Below are 19,418 nucleotides of genomic sequence, written 5' to 3'. Positions count from 1 at the left end.
GGGAGCGAGCCTGCTCGCGAATGCACTTCGCGAGCAGGCTCGCTCCCACGGGTTCAGAGATTCACAGCCCTTCCAGCAACTCGCGATAGTCCCCCAGCGCAGCAAATTCTGCAGTGTCTTTCGGGCCTTTTTGGCTGTCGGGCTGTTTCACTGCCAGCAAGTGAGCCACCCCAAAATCACGGGCACTGCGCAAGATCGGCAGGGTATCGTCGATAAACAGGCTGCGGGCTGGGTCAAAACCGATATCCGCTTGCAGGGCATCCCAGAACGCCGGGCTTTCCTTGGGGTAACCGTAGTCGTGGGAGCTGATAAGCCGCTCGAAATACGGGGCCAGCTCAATGCGCTCCATTTTCAACGACAGCGAATCACGGTGCGCGTTGGTGATCATGATCACCCGCTTGCCAGCTTTGTTGATGGCTGCCAGAAAAGTATCGGCATCGGGGCGCAAGGCAATCAGATGAGCGGTTTCGAGTTTGAGTTCGCGCACCGGGATCTTCAGCTCGCGGCTCCAGAAATCCAGGCAGTACCATTTCAACTGGCCCGCGTTGCCTTCAAATAGCGGCGTCAGTTCCAGATCCGCCATCGCCCGGCTGATGCCATGCAGCTCGGCATAGCGTTGGGGCAGGTGCTCCAGCCAGAAATGGTTGTCGTAGTGCAGGTCGAGCAGCGTGCCGTCCATGTCGAGCAGCACGGTATCAATGTCGCGCCAAGGTAAAACGGTCATGCAAAACTTCTCCCACAGGTAAAAATTTCCGACACAGACAATCGGAAAAGCCGGGGTATAGTACCCCGTTCATATTGAGGAGCCGCTATGCGCCAAAAACCCACCGTACTTGCCCGTGAAATTGTTGCCAGTAGCCGATTGTTTCGGGTTGAAGAAGTGCAACTGCGCTTCTCCAATGGAGTAGAGCGCACTTACGAACGGTTGGTGGGGCGCGGCAACGGTTATGGCGCAGTGATGATTGTGGCCATGATCGATGCTGAGCACGCGATTCTGGTTGAAGAATATTGCGGCGGCACTGATGAATACGAAGTTTCGCTGCCCAAGGGCCTGATCGAGCCGGGCGAAGATGTGTTGGCTGCGGCTGAACGAGAGCTCAAGGAGGAGGCCGGTTTCGGTGCTCGCCAGCTCGAGCATTTGACCGAGCTGTCCCTGTCCCCCGGCTATATGAGTCAAAAAATTCAGGTGGTCCTGGCTACCGATCTTTACGAAGAGCATCTGGAAGGCGACGAACCTGAGCCGATGCGCGTTGATCGGGTCAACCTGCGTGAGCTGTCGAGCCTGGTGCTTAACCCGCAATTCAGCGAAGGTCGTGCCCTGGCCGCGCTGTATCTGGCCCGCGATCTGCTGACCCAGCGTGGAGCATTCCAGCCGTGAGTGTCTTGCCCCATCCTTTGCTTGAAGGCGTGATCAAACTGGCCCATGCCGCTGGCGACGCGATTTTGCCGTTCTGGCGAGCGGGCGTTGAAGTCAGTGCCAAGGCCGATGATTCGCCAGTCACGGCCGCTGATCTGGCCGCCCATCACATCCTGCTTGATGGCCTCACCGCGCTGGCCCCGAGTATTCCGGTACTGTCGGAGGAAGACGCCAATATCGCGCAAGACGTGCGCGCGGGTTGGACGCGCTGGTGGTTGGTTGACCCGCTGGATGGCACCAAGGAATTCATTTGCGGCAGTGAAGAGTTCACCGTCAACATTGCGTTGATCGAGCAGGGTCGTGTGGTGTTTGGCGTGGTATCCATGCCCACCAGCGGTCGTTGCTACTACGGCGGCGCGGGCCTGGGGGCCTGGCGGGCGGAGGGTGATGAACCTGTGCCCATCAGCGTGCGAAACACACCGCCTGCGGGTGAGGCGTTGACCGTAGTCGCCAGCCGCCGCCATTCCAGTCCTGAGCAGGAGCACTTGCTGGCCGGGCTGAGTGAGCATCTGGGCGAATTGAAGTTGGTCAGCGTGGGCAGTTCCTTGAAGTTCTGTTTGCTGGCTGAAGGAGCGGCTGATTGTTATCCACGCCTGGCGCCGACTTCGCAGTGGGACACGGCGGCGGCTCAGGGTGTGCTGGAAGGGGCTGGTGGTGTGGTGCTGCAACTGGATGGTGAACCGTTCAGTTATCCGGCCCGTGAGTCGCTGCTCAATCAGTCGTTTCTGGCGTTGCCGGCGCAGGCGCCTTGGCGCGAAAAATTGCTGGATCTGGCGCAACGCTAATCCAACCCTGTGGGAGCGGGCTTGCTCGCGATGCAAGCGCTGCGGTCTTTCAGCCAGACCGCGCTGCGGCCATCGCGAGCAAGCCCGTTCCCACAAAAATCGAGTTAGCGGTGTAACACGTACTGCCCGCTAAACCTCACCGCATCTTCCCCGCCCTGAACATTGACTACCCGCGTTTCCAGGGTCAGCCGCGCGCGGCCGTAGCGTTTGTACATGGCCAAAAACCTGTTCCATTGCGCATCATCTGGCGCATCACATACCGCAATGGCGTCCTCGGTCACGGGCAGCGGGTAGCTGATATGACCTTCCTGAATCACGATATGCCCGTCTTCGATTCCCGCTTCGCGCAGGCTCAAATGCAGCCAGCCCCAGCCCGCCAGCACTGCGCCGCAGTACAGGCTGCCGCCGAACATGGTGCTCTTGTGATTGATATTGGCTTCAAGCGGCAACTGCAGACGCAACTGCCGGTCTTGCCAGCCCAGTACCTTGAGACCCATTTCCTGGGTCAGCGGGATGTCGTGATGAAGAACTGACTCCAGATAACGACTGTCGCGGTTCATGCTGCGGCCTCTTTAATCAAGTTCATCTGGATGTGGATGGCTGGCGCTGTCGAAGTTCAGCCCGTGCTTGCGCAGCTTGTCGTGCAGGGTCTTGCGCGGCACACCCAGTGCCTCGGCCAGGCTGCGCATGGAGCTGTGGGTGCGTTCAAGCTCGGCGGCGATCAGGCTTTTCTCGAAGTGCTCGACCTGCTCGCTCAAGCCGCCAGCTACTTCATTGCCCGCTGCTGGCTGGCCTTCAGCGGAGTTATCCAGAGCCAATTCAAGGCCAAGGGCAAAGCGCTCGGCGACGTTTTGCAGTTCGCGCACGTTGCCAGGCCAGGTGTGGCGCAACAATAAAGCCCGCTGCGCCGGTTGCAGCACGTTGGGCGTCAGGTCATGGCGCACACTGGCTTCGCCGGCAAAATAATCGAACAACATCAGCACATCTTCACCCCGCTCACGCAGGGGGGCGATGCGCAGGGGCGCTACGTTGAGCCGGTAATACAGGTCGGCGCGGAAGCGGCCCTGATCGGCGGCCTGGCGCAGGTCTTCCTTGGTGGCGGCGATCACCCGGATATCCAGCGGGATCAGCTGGTTGCCACCCAGGCGCTCGACCACGCGCTCTTGCAGCAAACGCAGCAATTTGACCTGCACGTCCAGGCTCATGCTCTCGATTTCGTCGAGGAACAGGGTGCCGCCATTGGCGAACTCGAACTTGCCAATGCGCCGCTTCTGCGCGCCGGTAAAGGCCCCAGGCTCATGCCCGAACAGTTCGCTCTCAACCACGGATTCAGCCAGTGCCCCGGCATTGATCGCCACAAACGGGCCGTTACGCCGCGCCGATAAATCATGCAGCGCCCGTGCAACCACTTCTTTGCCCGAGCCGGTCTCGCCGAGGATCAGCACATCGGCCTTGGTGGCGGCCAGAGCGCCGATTTGCTCGCGCAAGCGCAACATGGCCGGTGATACCCCCACCAGCCGCGAGCTCAGCAACTGGCGATCGCTCAGAGCCAGGCGCAGGCTGCGGTTGTCCATAACCAGGGCGCGCAAGGCCAGAGCACGACGCACGCTGTCGAGCAGGGCGTCACTGGCAAAGGGCTTTTCGAGAAAGTCATAGGCACCTGCACGCATGGCCTGCACCGCCAGCGGCACATCGCCGTGACCGGTAATCAGCAGCACCGGCAGTTCCGGGTCCTGGCCATGCAGTTGCGCCAGCAGCTCAAGACCGTCCATGCCCGGCATGCGGATATCGCTGACTACCACACCCGGCCAGTCCCGGCCGATACGCTCGGCCAGGCCGTTGGCTTCGGCCAGTGGCAGCACCTTGAGCCCGGCCAGGTCCAGGGTCTGATACAAAGCCTGGCGCAGATGCGGGTCATCATCGATCAGGATGACCTGAACGTGCGGATCGATGGGCTGGCTCATGACCTGGAGTCCTCTGAAGCTTGCAAGCTCACACCTGGCGCACCTGCGCGCAGGCGTAAGGTAATTAAGGCGCCGCCTTCTTTGTGGTTGGCGAACAACAATTCGCCACCAAAGGCGCGGATCAGTGTGTCGCAAATGGCCAGCCCCAGGCCCAGCCCCTGAGTACGGGTCTTGGTGGTATAGAAAGGCTCACCGGCGCGGCCCAGCGCTTCCATGCAAAAACCCGGGCCGTTGTCGCGAATGTACACAGTGACGCCTTCCGGCGTGGATTGGGCACTTAGCCACAAGCGCCGGGGCGGGCCTTTTTCGGTCAAGGCATCGAGGGCGTTGGCCAGCAGGTTACCCAGTACCTGACGCAGGCGTGTTTCACCGGCTTCAACCCAGAGCGTGGCGGCGGGCAAGTCACGGATCAGTTCGACTTCCATGCTGCGTCGACGCTTGGCCAGCAACGCCAGGGCATCGTCCAGCGCCGGTTGCAGGGCGACGCTTTCCGGTGCGTGGCGATCGCGGCGGGCGAAGGCGCGCAGGTGGGCAATGATGGAGGACATGCGGCCGGTCAGTTCGTTGATCAGCTTGAGGTTGCCGCGGGCATCGTCGATACGTTGGTGGTCGAGCAACACTTCGGCGTTTTCGGCATAACTGCGGATAGCCGCCAGCGGCTGGTTGAGTTCGTGGCTGATGCTGGCCGACATGGTGCCCAGCGCCGACAGCTTGCCTGCCTGCACCAGATCGTCCTGGGCGCGCACCAGTTCCTGTTGCGCATGTTCGCGCTCCAGTACCTCTTCACGCAGACGCCGGTTTAGCCCTTCAAGGTCGCTGGTGCGCTCTGCCACACGCATTTCCAGCTCGCGGCGGGTCTTGGCTTCAAATGCAATGCGATCCAGGTAATGACGCCGACGCTGCATCATCAAACCGATCAACAGCATGACCACCAGCAAGGTGGCGCCGCCGATGGCCAGCACGGTGCGCACCGAGCGGTCGATCAATGTGCGAGGGGCAAGAATGTTCGCCTGCCAGCCGGTTTCGTCGATGGTTTGTGTCTGTACCAGCCAGGCACTGGGGTCGAGCGCCAGGGGCTTGGGGTCGCTGGTGGGGTAGGGGAGAATGGCGAAAATGGCCTGACGTTCTTCCTCAGACAGATCACGGGTGGACCTGAAGCGCCATTCAGGGCGCGAAGTGAGAATGACCACCCCATTGCTGTCGGTCAGCAACAGTTGTTCCGGTGTTTTGCCCCAGAGTCGCTCGGTGTGGTCGAGGTCGACCTTGACCACCAGTACGCCAAGCTTTTGGTTGTCTACCTCAACCGGTGCTGCGAAGTAGTAGCCGCGTTTTCCGGAGGTCGTGCCCTGGCCGAAGAAGCGCCCGAGCTTGCCTTGCATTGCTTCGCTGAAATAGGGGCGGAAGGCAAAGTTACGTCCGATAAAACTATCGCTTTTATTCCAGTTCGACGTCGCAATAGTGTCACCATGAGCATCCACCAGGTACATGACTTCAGCGCCGGTCTGGCTGGTGATTTCACTGAGCAACTGATTGGCTTTACTCAGGGCTTGCGGGCTTTCCGGGTCAGCCAGCAGCTCGCGCAGGTCAGGCAACTGGCCCAGAATCTGCGGCAGCACCTCATAGCGATGCAGCGTGCCCAGCAGGTTGGCCACGTACAGGTCGAGCGTCTGGCGGTTTTGCCCGGCCAGTTCGCTGCGGTAATAGCGCTCGGCCAGGTGTTGCAGCGGCCACAGCAAAGGCGCCAGGCACAGCGCCAATAAGGCCAGGCTACGCCAGCGGGGTCTGCGAGGAACTGAGGAAGAGGTGATCATCGTTGAGCTGCGCTGCAAGAATACGTTGCAGTATACCCAACGAACCCTGTGGGAGCGGGCTTGCTCGCGATGCAAACGGCGCGGTTTGTCAGGCAGACCGCAGTGATGTCATCGCGAGCAAGCCCGCTCCCACAAGGGGATTGGCGTTAGCGTGGTTGCTCGGCCACGCAATCGCTCAGCGCGGCGGTCCATTCGGGTTGGGTGACTTGCCATTCGCGGGCCAGCTTGCTGCAATCCAGGCGCGAGTTTTGCGGCCGTGCTGCGGGTGTCGGGTAGGCGCTGGCAGGAATGGGTTCCAGCGTCGCGCAGGCCTTGCCCTGGGCGCTCAGGTGCGCGGCGATGGCCTGGGTAAAGCCAAACCACGAAGTTTCACCCTGAGCAGTCAGGTGGTAGGTGCCCCATGCCCCGGTTTCACCGGCTTGCCAGCGCTCGATCAATGCCCGCGTGCTTCGGGCTATGGTGCCGGCCCAGGTCGGTGCGCCAATCTGGTCAGCCACTACGCGTAATTCCGGGCGTTCTTGCAGCAAGCGCTGCATGGTCAGCAGGAAGTTTTTACCATGGGTCGAGTACACCCAACTGGTGCGCAGGATCAAGTGTCGGGCACCGCTCGCCGCGATGGCCAGTTCTCCCGCCAGCTTGCTTTTGCCGTATACGCCGAGCGGGTTGGTGGCGTCGTCTTCGGTGTAGGGCGCAGGTTTGCTGCCATCAAACACGTAGTCGGTGGAGTAGTGAATCAAGGGGATGCCCAGGGCCGCCGCTTCTTCAGCAAACACACCCGGTGCGGTGGCGTTGATGGCAAAGGCCAGTTCCGGCTCGCTTTCAGCCTGATCCACGGCAGTGTGAGCTGCGGCAATGATGATCAAGTCCGGCTTGTGCGCCCGCACCTGGGCACGGATTTGCTCGGGCTGGCTCAGATCGAGTACATCGCGGCCCAGCACAATCAGGTTGCCCAGACCGGCAAGGTACTTTTGCAACTCAACGGCAACCTGGCCGGTTTTGCCGCTGATAAGGATGTTCAACGGCGTTTTAAGGTCAGTCACGCGATCAGGTCCCTGGGCTCGGTGAAACCCAGGCGCTGGCCCTGATAGCTACCGTCTTGCACGCGCTGGCACCACTCCAGATGGTCCAGGTACCACTGCACGGTTTTGCGCAGGCCGGTTGCGAAAGTTTCTTCGGGCACCCAGCCCAGCTCGCGTTCAATTTTGCCGGCGTCGATCGCGTAGCGCTGGTCGTGGCCCGGGCGGTCCTGGACGAAGGTGATCAGGTCGGCAAACTGCGCGACGCCCGCCGGACGCTCGGGCGCCAGTTCTTCGAGCAGGGCGCAGATGCTGCGCACCACGTCGATGTTCTTTTGCTCGTTATGCCCGCCGATGTTGTAGGTCTCGCCTACGACACCTTCGGTCACGACTTTCAGCAGGGCGCGGGCGTGATCCTCGACGAACAGCCAGTCACGCACTTGCAGGCCATTGCCATACACCGGCAGCGGTTTGCCGGCGAGGGCGTTGAGGATCACCAGCGGGATCAGTTTTTCCGGGAAGTGGAACGGCCCGTAGTTGTTCGAGCAGTTGGTCAGCAACACCGGCAAACCGTAGGTACGGTTCCAGGCGCGGACCAGATGGTCGGACGCTGCCTTGCTGGCCGAGTACGGCGAGCTTGGCGCGTAGGGGGTAGTCTCGGTGAACAGATCGTCGACGCCGTGCAGGTCGCCATACACTTCGTCGGTGGAAATATGGTGGAAGCGAAATGCGCTTTTTTCCGGCTCAGGCAAGGTCAACCAGTAAGCGCGGGTGGCTTCCAGCAGGCTGTAGGTACCGACGATATTGGTCTGGATAAAGTCCGACGGGCCATCGATGGAGCGGTCAACGTGTGACTCGGCCGCCAGGTGCATGATCGCCTGCGGCTGGAAACGCGCAATGATCGCGCTGACCGCTGCCTGATCGACAATATCGGCCTGCACGAATTCGTAGCGGGTATCGGTGGCAATGCTTTGCAGCGATTCCAGGTTCCCGGCGTAGGTCAGCTTGTCGAGGTTGAGCACTTCATGCCCGGTATTTTTGATCAGATGACGGATCAACGCTGAACCAATAAAACCGGCGCCGCCGGTGACTAAAATGCGCATGTGGTGATTCCTTATTCCCTGAAGGCACTTAAACGTATGAGGTATAGCTTGTGGGGATGCGGCGGGGGGTGCAAGTGGGAGCTGTCGGGAAAATAGCGGTAGGGATAAAAATGCAGATTAATATCTGTTTATTCACGGTTTAAATACGCGTTGAAACTTATAAAGTGTTTTTGTTGTCGATATTTATCGGCTATAAGTGTGCTCGCCGTTGACGCAAAGCTGAGCTGCGTCCACTGTCCTGTTTGTTTCGCACTCAAAACCCAAGACGTTTTCCAGGAGTCCAGATGACCACTTTGCACAGTTCGCCGCGCGCTGACGGCTTTTACATGCCTGCCGAATGGGCTGCGCAGACCCAGACGTGGATGATCTGGCCTGAACGTCCGGACAACTGGCGCCTGGGCGGCAAGCCGGCACAGGCGGCGCACGCGGCTGTGGCCAAGGCCATTGCGCGTTTTGAACCGGTGACCGTCGGGGTGTCGGCAGCCCAGTACGAAAACGCCCGCGCTCAGCTCGATGTGCCGAATATTCGTGTGGTCGAAATATCCAGCGACGATGCCTGGGTACGCGACAGCGGTCCGACCTTCGTGATCAACCGCAGTGGCGAAGTGCGCGGCGTAAACTGGGATTTCAACGCTTGGGGCGGCTTCGACGGTGGTTTGTACTTCCCGTGGAACCGTGACCAGCAAGTGGGCAGCAAGGTACTGGAAATCGAACGTTGCCCGCGTTACTACACCGAAGGTTTTGTGCTTGAAGGCGGCTCAATCCACGTCGATGGTGAAGGCACGCTGATCACCACGGCCGAATGCCTGATGAACCGCAACCGCAACCCGCATCTGTCACGTGAAGAAATCGAAGACGTGCTGCGCTCGCATCTGGCTGTGGACAAGATCATCTGGCTGCCGGACGGCCTGTTCAACGACGAAACCGACGGCCATGTGGATAACTTCTGCTGCTACGTTGCTCCGGGTGAGGTATTGCTGGCCTGGACTGACGACGAGCGTGACCCTAACTACGTGCGCTGCCATGCGGCGATGAAGGTGTTGGCGACCAGCACTGACGCCAAGGGGCGGCCGTTTGTGGTGCACAAAATGCCGATCCCGGGGCCGATGTATGCGACCCAGGAAGAGTGTGACGGTGTTGATAAAGTGGCTGGCAGCCAGGACCGTAATCCGACTGAGCGTCTGGCCGGTTCCTATGTGAACTTTCTGATCGTCAACGGTGGCATCATCGCACCGAGCTTTAATGACCCTATGGATGCGCAGGCAAAAGACATTCTGCAGAAAATTTTCCCGCAGCACGAAGTGGTGATGGTGCCGGGTCGTGAGTTGTTGCTGGGTGGCGGCAATATCCATTGCCTGACTCAGCAACAGCCTGCGCCGTACAAAATCTGAGGGATGTGGGAGCGGGCTTGCTCGCGATAAATGCGCTGCGGTCTGTCTGACATACCGCAGTGATTCAATCGCGAGCAAGCCCGCTCCCACAGGGTCAGTACTTATTCAGAACTTGTACGTCCCCGTCATCACCAGGCTGCGCGGCTCGCCCGGCATGATCTGCGCGGCGCTGGTGGCCGACGCATAGTAGTAACGGTCGGTCAGGTTGGTCAGCGCACCGCTCACATCCCAGTCTTTTTCGCGATACCCCGCCAACGCATCCCAGCGCCCGTAGCCCGGCAATACCACGGTGTTCTGGTTATCGGCATAACGCTGGCCCACCAGGGTCAGGCCCGTTTCGGCGTACCAGCCCATCTCCGGCTTCCAGGTAATAAACAGGCTGCCATTGTGCTTGGCCACGCCATTGATGCGTTTGCCCTCAAGCCCGTTGTTGTCCTTGACCACCGTTGCATCCTGCACACCCACGCCGCCGCGCATGTACCAGTTGCCGCCCAGCTTGCCGCTGGCGGTCAGTTCGATGCCGCGTGAGCGTTGCAGGCCGGAGAGCAGGGTGATGGTCGGGTCGTCCGGGTCCTTGGTGCGGCGGTTGTAGAGTTCCAGCTCATACACCGCCAGGGTGGTGCTCAGACGCTCGTCCAGCCAGTCGCTTTTGACGCCGATTTCCTTTTGCTTGGTCAGCTCCGGACTCAGGTCGTTGGTGTTGCCTGCAGCACCGGGGGTGATGCCGATCAGGCCGCCGCCCACCGGTGAGAAGGTCTTGGTCCACGAGGCGTAGAACGAGTGGTTTTGCAGCGGCGTCCAGACCACGCCAAGGCGCGGGCTGGTGCTGTGGCTTTGGCGTTCTTCGGTCGGGATCAAGGGCCTGAGATGGTTGGTGGTCTCGACGTTAAAGCGGTCGTAACGCAAGCCGGCCAGTACCTGCCATTGATCGTTGAGGCGAAGCTGGTCCTGGACATACAGGCCCTGGCTCTCGACTTCGGTGTGGTTGTCGCTGGAAATTACCATCGGCCCGGTCGGGCGCAGGCTACGATCGGGGTTGTACACATCTACTGGCGGTACGCCCCCGGCTTTGTAGAGTTTGGGGTCGCGGCGCTGGCTGCCGAGTTCCAGCCCGGTCAGCAGGCGGTGCTCCAGGCCAAAGGTGTCAAAGCCGCCTTCGATTTCGAGGTTGTTGAAAATATTGCGGGTGGTCATGTCCTGCTGCCAGCTCTGGCGGTTGACCTTGTTGATTTTCGGGTCGTAGCCGGTCAGGTAGGTGTTTTCAAACTGGCTGTCGAGCTTGAACACGCCCAGGGTATGGCGCAGTTGCCAGTTGTCGCTCAGTTCATAGCTCAGGCGCGAGCGCAGGTTCTGGACTTTATCGTCGATAAAATCGTTTTGCCCGCCGTAGGTGGTGCCACGGCTGACATCCGCCGGGCGCCCGTCGATGCTCGGAATGCCGCGATCCGGGGTACGGTTGTAGCGGTTGTATTCGTATTGCACCAGCCAGTTCAGGTCGGGGGTAATTTGCCAGCTCATCGATGGCGCGAACAGCTGACGGTTACCGCTGACGTGATCGCGAAAGCTGTTTTTGTCTTCGTTGCCCATGTTCAGGCGCAGGCTCACGGTGTCACTCGGGTCAGCGCTAAGGTCGGCATACAGGCTGCGCAAATCCTCGCTGCCGCCCTGGGCCTGAATGCTCGACTGGCGGCCGGACTGGGGCATCTTGCTGACGCGGTTGATGATCCCGCCCTGGCTGCCACGGCCATACAGCACGGCCGCAGGGCCCTTGAGCACTTCAATACGCTCGATATTGTGCAGGTCGCGTACGTATTGGCTGTCGTCGCGAATACCGTCCAGATAAAAGTCGTTGCTGGCGTCAAAGCCGCGGATGCGCAGGCTGTCAAAACGGGTGTCGGCAGTGCTGCTGACGTTGGGAATCCCGCTCAGGGCTTCGCCGATGCTGTTGATGCCGTAATCGAGGACGTTGCTGGTTTTTACCGAGTCGATGGCTTGCGGCACATAACGCGCCGGAGTCGAGGTGCGAGTCGCGGTGGTGACATCCTTGACCCGTGGGTCATCGGCCTCAGCTTCGCTGGCGCTGATCGACAGCTCCGGGAGCACAGTGGTGGCGTTACTGAATCCGGCGTACAGCAAGGCACACAGCCCCAGATTCAAGGGTGTTAAACGGCAGGGGGAGAGCATGGTTGAGGGGTGTCCGGGCGGTTGAGAGGGTCGTTATATTTTTAGGGCGTGAATGGTAATGGTTCTTGTTGCCTTATGTTAAGAATTACCAATAGCGCGCCCTGCAAATATGTTTCTGTTTGTTTCTCTGCCCTGCAGCCCTTACAGCACCTGATTCGCCCGGTTCGCGCAACACACTAAAAGGCATACCGATGTTTTTCCCCTGGCCCTGCAAGACTAGGCTGGCGTTCTGTTTTAGTGATGACCCGGAGCCCTACATGACCGCTACACCTGTCCTGCATTACATCTACGACCCCCTGTGCGGCTGGTGCTATGGCGCCAAGCCGCTGATCGACGCCGCGCGCGATATTTTGCCGGTCGTGGCCCACGGTGGCGGGATGATGGCAGGCGCACATCGCCGAGCTGTGTCGGCGCAACTGCGCGATTACGTGATGCCCCATGACCAGCGCATTGCCCAATGCACCGGGCAACCATTTGGCGAGGGGTACTTCGAAGGCTTGCTGCGCGACACCACGGCAGTATTCGATTCGGCGCCGCCGACCACCGCCGTGCTGGTTGCCGAACAATTGGCCGGGCGCGGCCTGGAGCTGTTGGGGCGCCTGCAAACGGCGCATTACGCAGAAGGGCGGCGGATTGCCGATAAAGACGTATTGCTGGCAGTGGCGACCGAAATGGGCCTGGATGTCGATGCATTCCGCGCCGCTTACGCTGCGATGAGCGGCGATGTAACGCAGGCCCACTTCAAGGCCAGCCGGGCATTGTTGTCCCGGGTTGCTGGGCAGGGCTTTCCGACTGTTGTACTGGAGCAGTCCGGCCAGTATCAGGTGATCGACCTTGGGGAGTATTTGGGCAAGCCTGAAGCTTTTGCTGCCTGGTTGCGCCAGTGCGCTGGCGTCACCGGTACAGACACAATCGTTTCAGCGCCAGCCTGTGGCCTGGATGGTTGTCAGTAACAATTTCTGACACTTCGGTCAAAGCTTTGAAAAGCCTTGGCAATTAACAAATTTTTCACGAAATTGACACCTCGCCTTCACGGCAGCTAGGATCCCTGCCAACGCCTGTGGCGATAAGCCATACACCAACTTTTCGAAAGACCTGCACACAGTCTTCGTGCGGGTCTTTTTGTTTATGTGAAGCAACCACCACTCAATGTTTCAGCTTGAACCCCACAGCGCGCTTCTATTCAGAAATAAGGAAAATAATATGTTGAACAAACGGATAGGTCTTCTCGCTCTGGGCGTACTCAGTGCTACCCAGGCTATGGCTAACGATCAAGCTGACGCAAAAGGTTTTGTAGAAGACAGCCACCTCAATGTACTGGCGCGCAACGCCTACATCAGCCGTGACTACAAAAACCACCAACAAGACAAAGCTGAATGGGGCCAGGGTTTCCTCGGCACATTCACTTCGGGCTTCACCCAGGGCACCGTAGGTGTGGGTGTGGATGCTTTCGGCATCTACGCACTGCGTCTGGATGGCGGTCGCGGCAACAGCGGCGCGGGCGGTATCGATTTCTTCAAGCAGGGCGCCAGCGGTAAAGCGGCTGACGACATCGCCAAGGCTGGCGCTGCGGTGAAGGTTCGCGTGTCCAACACTGTGCTCAAGTACGGCGATCAAATGCCTGCGCTGCCGGTGTTGATGTATGACAACTCGCGTCTGATGCCGGAAAGCTTCACCGGTACCCTGTTGACCTCCAAGGAGATCAACGGTCTGGAAATCAACGTCGGTCGCTTCACTGCAGAGTCGCGTAAAAGTGCTGAAGCACGCGACAGCGGTGACTTGAAAAGCATCAACGTGTTCGGCGGTAGCTACAAGTTCACCGACAACCTGTCGGCGTCCCTGTACGGCTCCGAGATGGAAGACGAGCTGAACAAGCAATACGTGGGCGTAACCTACGCAATCCCGCTGCAAGACAAACAGTCCCTGACGTTTGATTTCAACGGCTACCGTACTCACGTAAAAGAAGACTACGCCCGTGACGTGCTGAAGGTTGACGGCCAGGACAACAAGATCTGGAGCCTGGCAAGCACCTACGCTTTCGGCGCGCACACGGTGACCCTGGCGTACCAGAGCAGCACCGGCGAAATCGGCTACCCGTACGGCGGCTATCGCAACGCAGGCGGCGTGGGCGACGGTGGCAACACCATCCTGCTGGCCAACTCCTACTGGTCCGACTTCAATGCCAAGGACGAACGTTCGTGGCAGCTGGGTTATGGCTTCGACTTCGGTGCCGTTGGTATTCCGGGTCTGACCTACAACATCGCCTACGTGCGCGGCACCAACATCGACGACGGTTCCGACCGTGGCCGTGGTACCGAGCGCGAAATCTTCAACCAGGCCAAGTACGTCGTACAAAGCGGCCCGGTCAAAGACCTGAGCGTGCGTCTGCGTGGCTCGTGGTTGCGCGTATCGAACAACGCCAGCGAGTACAACGTGGGCGGCAACGAAGTACGTGTATTTGTTGATTACCCGATCAGCATTTTCTGATGCTACCGACCTGTTGAACAGGTTGGACATCTGAATAAAAACGCCCCGACTGGTTCGGGGCGTTTTTTTTGGCCGCGATTAACCGCGGCGTGAGGAACGCATCCGGATGAAACCATCACTCACACTTGGGTTGGACCGAGAACTAGTTGGCCATTATCTGAAGTGTTTAAGATTATTCCCTTGAGATTATATTCCTTTGGTGGAATATTTTGAGCATGACATGGAACGTTGAGTACACCGACGAATTTGGCCTATGGTGGGAAACGCTCAGTGAAAAGGAACAGGTCAGCGTGGCGGCCAGTGTCAAATTGCTAGAGCTGCTCGGTCCGGCCCTGCGCTTCCCCCATTGCAGCGATATCAAGGGGGCGCGCTACGGTAACCTTCGCGAACTACACGTGCAGCATGGAGGTCACCCCTACCGGGTGCTTATGCCTTTGACCCACGCCGCTGCGCCTTGCTGTTAACGGGCGGTCACAAGACCGGTCACGACCGATGGTATGAAGAGAATGTCCCTTTGGCGGAAATTCTCTACGAAGTCCATTTGCAGACACTGATTGAAGAGGGCCAGGAAAATGGCTAAAAAATTTGCCGAGCTTGAAGCGCGCATGTCCCCAGAGGCGCGTGAGCAAACCCAGGCTTTATACCATCAGCATTTGCAGGAAATGCCTTTGCACGAGTTGCGCAAAGCTCAGGCGCTGAGCCAGGAGACACTGGCCAAAGCGCTGAATATCAACCAGGCGGCAGTTTCCAAAATGGAGCGGCGCACTGACATGTATATCAGTACGTTGCGTAATTACATTCAAGCCATGGGTGGCGAGCTGGAAATCATCGCGACTTTCCCGGATGGTCAGGTAAAAATAGAAAACTTCGCGCACAAATAACGCGTTCTAAAATACCCAAACCGCCAATGCCATTGAAGGCCCTGCAACGGCCAGCGGCACGATCAGGCGCGGCCGGTATGTCAGCAATATCACCAGCCCGCCAGCCGCAACGCTGAGCACTGCCGCCCACAAGGCGATACCCACTGACGGGCCCAGTTCGATAACGCCGGGGATCACCGCGCCAACCAGCAGCAGCCAGCCCAGCAGGCGCAATAGCTGGCGCTTGAACGGGCTGCCTTTGTCTGCAAACACCTGCCCATGATGGCGCTCGGTACTCAGGCTGAGTGCGCTGAAACCACTGAAACTCAACGCCAGGCATATCCAGATCATGCTGCGCTCTCTTGTCGGGTGTTGACCGTACGCGGTTGGCGCTGTGGCCGTTGCAGCGGTTGATGGCGGTTGAGTTTCCAGGCCGCGTAGCCAAGCAGCGCTGCACTGGCGAGCAAGGTCAGGTCCATGCCCGCCAGCAACCATTGGCCCTGTGCAAGGCTGGCCAGCAGATGGCTGTGTGCAAGGCCGAAACTGAACAGCGGCAAGGCTGCAAATAACCCTGCAGCTACCCAGAGCTGTTCAAGCCAGGCTCGTTTGTGGCTGCGCAGCAGTGGATGAACCAGGCACAGCAACCAGATGATAAAGAAGCTGCGAATTTCCCAGGCGCTGCGCTGGGTCATGTCCACGGGTAATAACCGATTAGCCCAAAAATAGGCGGCAATGGCCAGCGGCAGACCCGCAACAATGCCGACATTGAGCACCTCCACCAGACGATGGCCGATGGGTGTGCGCCCCAGTTTCTGCCGTTCCGGCAGGCGTTTGACCACCCATAGCACCAGCCCGGTGGCAATCATTGCCGTACCCACGACCCCGCTGATAAAGAAAAACCAGCGCAGCGGAGCACCGGCAAAGCGGATCAGGTGCAGGCTGGACAACACGTTATAGATCGCGTTGGGCGTGCTGATCGCAGGGGCGGGTGGGCTGTTCAACAAAGCACCACTCACACCGTCAAAACGCAGCCGTTCGCTGTTGCCCCGGTCGATCAGGCTGTCGCCACCGCGTTCACGCAGTTCGATGACGGCATCCGATGTGCCGGGCCGGGTCACGCTGATGCTGCTGACTCCTCGGGGCCAGCGCTGCTCGGCCTGGGCCAGCAGGGGGGCAACGTCCGTCAGTGGCACCTGCTCGCCCAATGGCTGATCGCCTGCACCCATTGCTGGCGCAGTACGGGCACCGCGTCCGCCGCTTTCGTTGAAGAACTTTTGGGTATCACCGCGATAGGCGCTTTCAACGCCCCAGGGCATCAACATAAACATCAGCAGCAACAAACCGCTGTAAGTGATCATCAAGTGAAACGGCAGGGCCAGCACTGCAGTGGCATTGTGCGCGTCCAGCCATGAGCGTTGTCCCTTGCGTGGGCGAAAAGTGAAGAACTCCTTAAAGATTTTTTTGTGGGTGATCACCCCGCTGACAATCGCCACCAGCATCACCATGGTCGCAATACCGACGATCCAGCGCGCCAGCACTCGCGGCATGCCGTACAGCTCAAAGTGAAAACGATAAAGAAAACCGCCGCCACGGGTTTCCCGCGGGGTCACCGGTTCGGCCGTGCCCGCATCCAGGGCCACGCTTTGGCCGCCCCTTTTGACGACCGGCTGGCCGATGTCGAACCACTGTGCCTGCGCCCCGGCATTGCGTTCGCCGGGCAGGGTGAGGGTCCATTGCGCAGCGTTGGGCGCCAGGCTTTGCATGGCTTGCGCAAGGCGCTGCGCGGTCTGGTTGTCGGGCACAGAGGCGTGCAGTTCAGGTTTCATCCAGAACGTGATTTCTTCCTGAAAAAAACTCAGGGTACCGGTCAGGAACACGGCATACAGCAACCAGCCGAGTAACAGCCCGACCCATGTGTGCAGCCAGGCGTTGGCCTGACGAAAACCGAGGGCCTTCATGGCATGACTTCCCGCAGCAGCAGGTGGAGGGCCGGCGGCACGCAGCAAGCCAGGGCAACAAGCCAGGCCCGGATTGCAGATGCGGCGCTAAATGCCCAGATTGCCATCGCGCAATACAGCGCAAAGGCCAGCATGGTGGCGCTCAGCACTGCCTGCGCCCGAGGCCCGGGCAGCAACAGACTGAGGCTCGCCGCCGCCAAGGCGGCAAACAGGTAACTGCCAAAAATGGCCAGTACGGTGCGTGCGGCAATGGCCAGACGGTAGGCCGTCTGCGGCGCAGGATTAAGGGCATCGCTCATATGAATACCTTGGGCGCGCAGCCCGGTTCAGGGTCAGAACGTATAGTTGGCTTTGACCCAAAAGCGTCGGCCGTCTTCGGCATAGGAATAATCGGAGTCCACATCCTGCTCCCTGACCTGATTGGTCAGGTTATAGCCGACCAGGCTCAAGGACAGATCCTGGGTAGCTTGCCAGGTGGCGCCCACATCCACGGTAGTGATGGCTTGCTCGCTTTGTGACACGGCGCCGCCCTGACCCCAGGCAATGCTGGTTTCTTCACCGCGATAGCTGACGGTGGCGAAGCTGGAAACCGAGTCGATGATTTGCCAGTCCAGCGTCGCGCTGCCAGAGTGCTTGGGCGTGGCTACCAGAGGCTGGCCCTCGGCCAGTGGGTAGCCAAAGCCTAGAATGGTTGCCTCGCCGCTCGACACTTTGGAGTGCAGGTAGGTGTACTCGCCCTTGAGCTGCACCCGGTCGTTGAAGCGATAACGGGCAGCGGTCTCGATGCCGCGCACCGTGGCACCGGTGATATTGAAATAGGTGCTGTAGATGCGCCCGGTGATCGGGTCTGCGGGTACCGGGCTGCCGTCCGGGTAGTACAGCTGGCGGGTGCCGGTGTTGGCGATCTTGTTTTCGTAGTCGGTGTCGAACAGCGTGACATTACCGCTGAATTTTCCACCGGCGTCGTAGTAAAGGCCGATTTCGCGGTTTTCGCTTTCTTCCGGTTTCAAATCCGGGTTGCCCCAGGTGTAAGCACCACCGCGTTGCGGCAGGCCGATATTGGGGTTGGTCTGGGTGATGGTCGGCGACTTGAAGCCCTTGGCCACGCCGCCTTTTAGCGTCCAGTCCGGATTGAGGCGCCATACGCCGTAAAAGCGTGGTGTCCAATGGCGACCGAAGAACTCGTTGTCGTCCATGCGAATACCGGTGGTCAGGCTGAAGCTGTCAGTCACGCTCCATTCGTTCTCGGCGAACAGCGATTTTTCTGTCATCGAAGTGCCAATCCCAGCACCCTGCGGGCTGGCGTAATAACCGTCTGCCTCCAGCTCGTCTTTTTTCCACTGGGCGCCGGCAACAAAGACGTTGCGGTCAAACGGCAGGCTGATTTTGCTTTCGAATACCGAGTTGGTGACTTCAGGCGTGACGCTCTGATTGCCGGTCTGGACATCGCTGGCGCGGGTCGCTTCTTCGCGATACAGGCTGATATCGGTAGTACCGAAATCCCAGTTGCCGGTGTGGGCCAAAACATAAGTATCGCGGGTGTACTGGTTGTTGTTTTTCGCGGCTGTGGGCGCCAGGCTTTTGCCCGGGTTGTTCCAGAACTCCTGCTCGGTGCGGCCGGCTTCGAGCATGAACTCCTGTTGCTCATCAGGGGTCAGCCACAGGCGTGCGGTGCCGCTGTGGCGGGTCGATTTGGAGAAGCCGTTGAGGATTTTGTCCTCGTCGCGTTGCTTGTCGTAGCCCCAGAGCTGAATGCCGAGACGGTCTTCGACCAGCGGACCGGACACGTACCCGTCCAGTTGCGTGCTGTCACCTGCTTTGGAGCTGTCCTGGAAGGTGTGGTCCGCGGATACCGACCCTGACCATTGCCGCGCCACTTTGCGAGTGATGACGTTGATCACCCCGCCCAGTGCTTCGGAGCCGTAGAGCGTGGACATCGGGCCGCGCACCACCTCAATACGATCAATCGCTTCGACGGGCGGTATCCAGTTCATGCCCAGGCCTTCGGAGGTGCCGCCCTTGAGCGTGACCTGGCTGGTGTTCTGGCGACGACCGTCAATCAGGATCAGGACGTGGCTGGACTCCATGCCGCGAATGGAAATCTCGCCCTTGTCACCGCCGATGATGCTCACGCCTTCAACATTGCGTACCGCATCGGCGAGCGAGCGGAACTGCTTGTTTTCCAGCTCTTCGCGGGTGATGACCGAGATACTGGCGGGGGCATCGCGCACGTCCTGGCTGAAGCCCGAAGCTGTAACCACCGTTGAGCCGACCTCCAGTGGCGCGGCATTGGCCGTTGCCCCGGAAGGTTGTTCTTCTTCATCGGCGCAAACTGCCGTCAGGGGCAGGCCAAGGCTGACCAGTGCGGTAAAAATAGCCAGAGGCTTGCGGGCAAAAGGAGAGGGGGGCAACGGTGCTGCGGCGGTGGCAGTTCATAAACAG

General features: G+C 59.6%; 17 protein-coding genes and 1 pseudogene. 7 read left to right on the top strand and 11 right to left on the bottom strand.

Features of this window, described 5'->3' with window-relative positions; genetic code table 11:
- Nucleotides 1-61: 61 nt before the first annotated feature.
- Nucleotides 62-724 (bottom strand): GMP/IMP nucleotidase, encoded by a 663-nt coding sequence (gene yrfG / locus HBN79_RS02040; RefSeq protein WP_095000737.1) that lies wholly within the window; start codon nucleotides 722-724, stop codon nucleotides 62-64.
- Nucleotides 725-811: 87 nt separating this feature from the next.
- Here yrfG and nudE point away from each other — a divergent pair, with 87 nt between their 5' ends.
- Nucleotides 812-1,378: an ADP compounds hydrolase NudE gene (gene nudE / locus HBN79_RS02035; RefSeq protein ID WP_095000738.1), complete on the top strand. Its 567-nt coding sequence runs from the start codon at nucleotides 812-814 to the stop codon at nucleotides 1,376-1,378.
- Nucleotides 1,375-2,202, top strand: a complete 828-nt coding sequence (cysQ, locus tag HBN79_RS02030) for a 3'(2'),5'-bisphosphate nucleotidase CysQ (RefSeq protein ID WP_095000739.1) — start codon at nucleotides 1,375-1,377, stop codon at nucleotides 2,200-2,202. Before nudE ends, cysQ begins: the two co-directional genes overlap by 4 nt.
- A gap of 104 nt (nucleotides 2,203-2,306) precedes the next feature.
- Here the strand turns inward: cysQ and HBN79_RS02025 are convergent, their stop codons facing one another.
- The 5 genes from HBN79_RS02025 to rfbB form a co-directional block, all read right to left on the bottom strand.
- Nucleotides 2,307-2,762: a thioesterase domain-containing protein gene (locus HBN79_RS02025; RefSeq protein ID WP_095024214.1), complete on the bottom strand. Its 456-nt coding sequence runs from the start codon at nucleotides 2,760-2,762 to the stop codon at nucleotides 2,307-2,309.
- Between the two features lie 12 nt (nucleotides 2,763-2,774).
- Nucleotides 2,775-4,166: a sigma-54 dependent transcriptional regulator gene (locus HBN79_RS02020; RefSeq protein WP_095000741.1), complete on the bottom strand. Its 1,392-nt coding sequence runs from the start codon at nucleotides 4,164-4,166 to the stop codon at nucleotides 2,775-2,777.
- Nucleotides 4,163-5,977 carry a cache domain-containing protein gene (locus HBN79_RS02015; RefSeq protein WP_169916176.1) on the bottom strand — a complete coding sequence of 605 codons (1,815 nt, stop codon included), beginning with the start codon at nucleotides 5,975-5,977 and terminating at the stop codon, nucleotides 4,163-4,165. Before HBN79_RS02015 ends, HBN79_RS02020 begins: the two co-directional genes overlap by 4 nt.
- 146 nt (nucleotides 5,978-6,123) lie before the next feature.
- Nucleotides 6,124-6,996 carry a dTDP-4-dehydrorhamnose reductase gene (gene rfbD, locus HBN79_RS02010; protein ID WP_153327188.1) on the bottom strand — a complete coding sequence of 291 codons (873 nt, stop codon included), beginning with the start codon at nucleotides 6,994-6,996 and terminating at the stop codon, nucleotides 6,124-6,126.
- A 17-nt stretch (nucleotides 6,997-7,013) separates the two neighbouring features.
- Entirely contained in the window at nucleotides 7,014-8,096 is a 1,083-nt protein-coding gene (gene rfbB, locus HBN79_RS02005; RefSeq protein WP_095000743.1) for a dTDP-glucose 4,6-dehydratase, read from the bottom strand.
- Between the two features lie 284 nt (nucleotides 8,097-8,380).
- On the opposite strand from rfbB, the gene aguA reads away from it, so the two are divergent.
- Nucleotides 8,381-9,487, top strand: coding sequence for an agmatine deiminase (aguA, locus tag HBN79_RS02000; RefSeq protein WP_095000744.1), 1,107 nt, complete (start codon nucleotides 8,381-8,383; stop codon nucleotides 9,485-9,487).
- A gap of 105 nt (nucleotides 9,488-9,592) precedes the next feature.
- On the opposite strand, the gene HBN79_RS01995 is transcribed toward aguA, so the two are convergent.
- Nucleotides 9,593-11,671 (bottom strand): TonB-dependent siderophore receptor, encoded by a 2,079-nt coding sequence (locus HBN79_RS01995; RefSeq protein WP_169916175.1) that lies wholly within the window; start codon nucleotides 11,669-11,671, stop codon nucleotides 9,593-9,595.
- A 257-nt stretch (nucleotides 11,672-11,928) separates the two neighbouring features.
- On the opposite strand from HBN79_RS01995, the gene HBN79_RS01990 reads away from it, so the two are divergent.
- The 4 genes and pseudogenes from HBN79_RS01990 (at nucleotide 11,929) to HBN79_RS01975 (ending at nucleotide 15,039) form a co-directional block, all read left to right on the top strand.
- Nucleotides 11,929-12,624 carry a DsbA family protein gene (locus HBN79_RS01990; protein ID WP_095000746.1) on the top strand — a complete coding sequence of 232 codons (696 nt, stop codon included), beginning with the start codon at nucleotides 11,929-11,931 and terminating at the stop codon, nucleotides 12,622-12,624.
- Nucleotides 12,625-12,874: 250 nt separating this feature from the next.
- Complete coding sequence (locus HBN79_RS01985) at nucleotides 12,875-14,158, top strand: OprD family porin (protein ID WP_095000747.1); 1,284 nt, start codon at nucleotides 12,875-12,877, stop codon at nucleotides 14,156-14,158.
- A gap of 215 nt (nucleotides 14,159-14,373) precedes the next feature.
- Nucleotides 14,374-14,738 (top strand): annotated as a pseudogene (locus HBN79_RS01980) (type II toxin-antitoxin system RelE/ParE family toxin).
- Nucleotides 14,731-15,039, top strand: a complete 309-nt coding sequence (locus HBN79_RS01975) for an XRE family transcriptional regulator (protein WP_095017778.1) — start codon at nucleotides 14,731-14,733, stop codon at nucleotides 15,037-15,039. The pseudogene HBN79_RS01980 and the gene HBN79_RS01975 overlap by 8 nt, the downstream one beginning before the upstream one ends.
- Before the next feature lie 6 nt (nucleotides 15,040-15,045).
- Here the strand turns inward: HBN79_RS01975 and HBN79_RS01970 are convergent, their stop codons facing one another.
- The 4 genes from HBN79_RS01970 to HBN79_RS01955 are packed head-to-tail and all read right to left on the bottom strand — an operon-like array spanning nucleotide 15,046 to nucleotide 19,387.
- Entirely contained in the window at nucleotides 15,046-15,369 is a 324-nt protein-coding gene (locus HBN79_RS01970) for a DUF3325 domain-containing protein (protein WP_095000750.1), read from the bottom strand.
- Nucleotides 15,366-16,976, bottom strand: coding sequence for a PepSY-associated TM helix domain-containing protein (locus HBN79_RS01965; RefSeq protein ID WP_169916174.1), 1,611 nt, complete (start codon nucleotides 16,974-16,976; stop codon nucleotides 15,366-15,368). Before HBN79_RS01965 ends, HBN79_RS01970 begins: the two co-directional genes overlap by 4 nt.
- Nucleotides 16,973-17,275: a hypothetical protein gene (locus tag HBN79_RS01960; RefSeq protein ID WP_095000752.1), complete on the bottom strand. Its 303-nt coding sequence runs from the start codon at nucleotides 17,273-17,275 to the stop codon at nucleotides 16,973-16,975. The genes HBN79_RS01965 and HBN79_RS01960 overlap by 4 nt, the downstream gene beginning before the upstream one ends.
- A 33-nt stretch (nucleotides 17,276-17,308) precedes the next feature.
- On the bottom strand, nucleotides 17,309-19,387 hold the full coding sequence (locus HBN79_RS01955) for a TonB-dependent receptor (RefSeq protein ID WP_222931183.1): 2,079 nt from the start codon (nucleotides 19,385-19,387) through the stop codon (nucleotides 17,309-17,311).
- Nucleotides 19,388-19,418: the final 31 nt, after the last annotated feature.

Source organism: Pseudomonas sp. WS 5051 (genome assembly GCF_012985715.1).
GTDB lineage: Bacteria > Pseudomonadota > Gammaproteobacteria > Pseudomonadales > Pseudomonadaceae > Aquipseudomonas > Aquipseudomonas bubulae.
This window is presented reverse-complemented; position numbering and strand designations above follow the sequence as displayed.

What these genes read in the sequence shown, in the direction of transcription:
- yrfG (WP_095000737.1), bottom strand. Translation starts at nt 724, where the DNA reads ATGACCGTTTTACCTTGGCGCGACATTGATACCGTGCTGCTCGACATG.
- nudE (WP_095000738.1), top strand. Translation starts at nt 812, where the DNA reads ATGCGCCAAAAACCCACCGTACTTGCCCGTGAAATTGTTGCCAGTAGC.
- HBN79_RS02025 (WP_095024214.1), bottom strand. Translation starts at nt 2,762, where the DNA reads ATGAACCGCGACAGTCGTTATCTGGAGTCAGTTCTTCATCACGACATC.
- HBN79_RS02020 (WP_095000741.1), bottom strand. Translation starts at nt 4,166, where the DNA reads ATGAGCCAGCCCATCGATCCGCACGTTCAGGTCATCCTGATCGATGAT.
- HBN79_RS02015 (WP_169916176.1), bottom strand. Translation starts at nt 5,977, where the DNA reads ATGATCACCTCTTCCTCAGTTCCTCGCAGACCCCGCTGGCGTAGCCTG.
- rfbB (WP_095000743.1), bottom strand. Translation starts at nt 8,096, where the DNA reads ATGCGCATTTTAGTCACCGGCGGCGCCGGTTTTATTGGTTCAGCGTTG.
- aguA (WP_095000744.1), top strand. Translation starts at nt 8,381, where the DNA reads ATGACCACTTTGCACAGTTCGCCGCGCGCTGACGGCTTTTACATGCCT.
- HBN79_RS01995 (WP_169916175.1), bottom strand. Translation starts at nt 11,671, where the DNA reads ATGCTCTCCCCCTGCCGTTTAACACCCTTGAATCTGGGGCTGTGTGCC.
- HBN79_RS01990 (WP_095000746.1), top strand. Translation starts at nt 11,929, where the DNA reads ATGACCGCTACACCTGTCCTGCATTACATCTACGACCCCCTGTGCGGC.
- HBN79_RS01985 (WP_095000747.1), top strand. Translation starts at nt 12,875, where the DNA reads ATGTTGAACAAACGGATAGGTCTTCTCGCTCTGGGCGTACTCAGTGCT.
- HBN79_RS01975 (WP_095017778.1), top strand. Translation starts at nt 14,731, where the DNA reads ATGGCTAAAAAATTTGCCGAGCTTGAAGCGCGCATGTCCCCAGAGGCG.
- HBN79_RS01970 (WP_095000750.1), bottom strand. Translation starts at nt 15,369, where the DNA reads ATGATCTGGATATGCCTGGCGTTGAGTTTCAGTGGTTTCAGCGCACTC.
- HBN79_RS01965 (WP_169916174.1), bottom strand. Translation starts at nt 16,976, where the DNA reads ATGAAGGCCCTCGGTTTTCGTCAGGCCAACGCCTGGCTGCACACATGG.
- HBN79_RS01960 (WP_095000752.1), bottom strand. Translation starts at nt 17,275, where the DNA reads ATGAGCGATGCCCTTAATCCTGCGCCGCAGACGGCCTACCGTCTGGCC.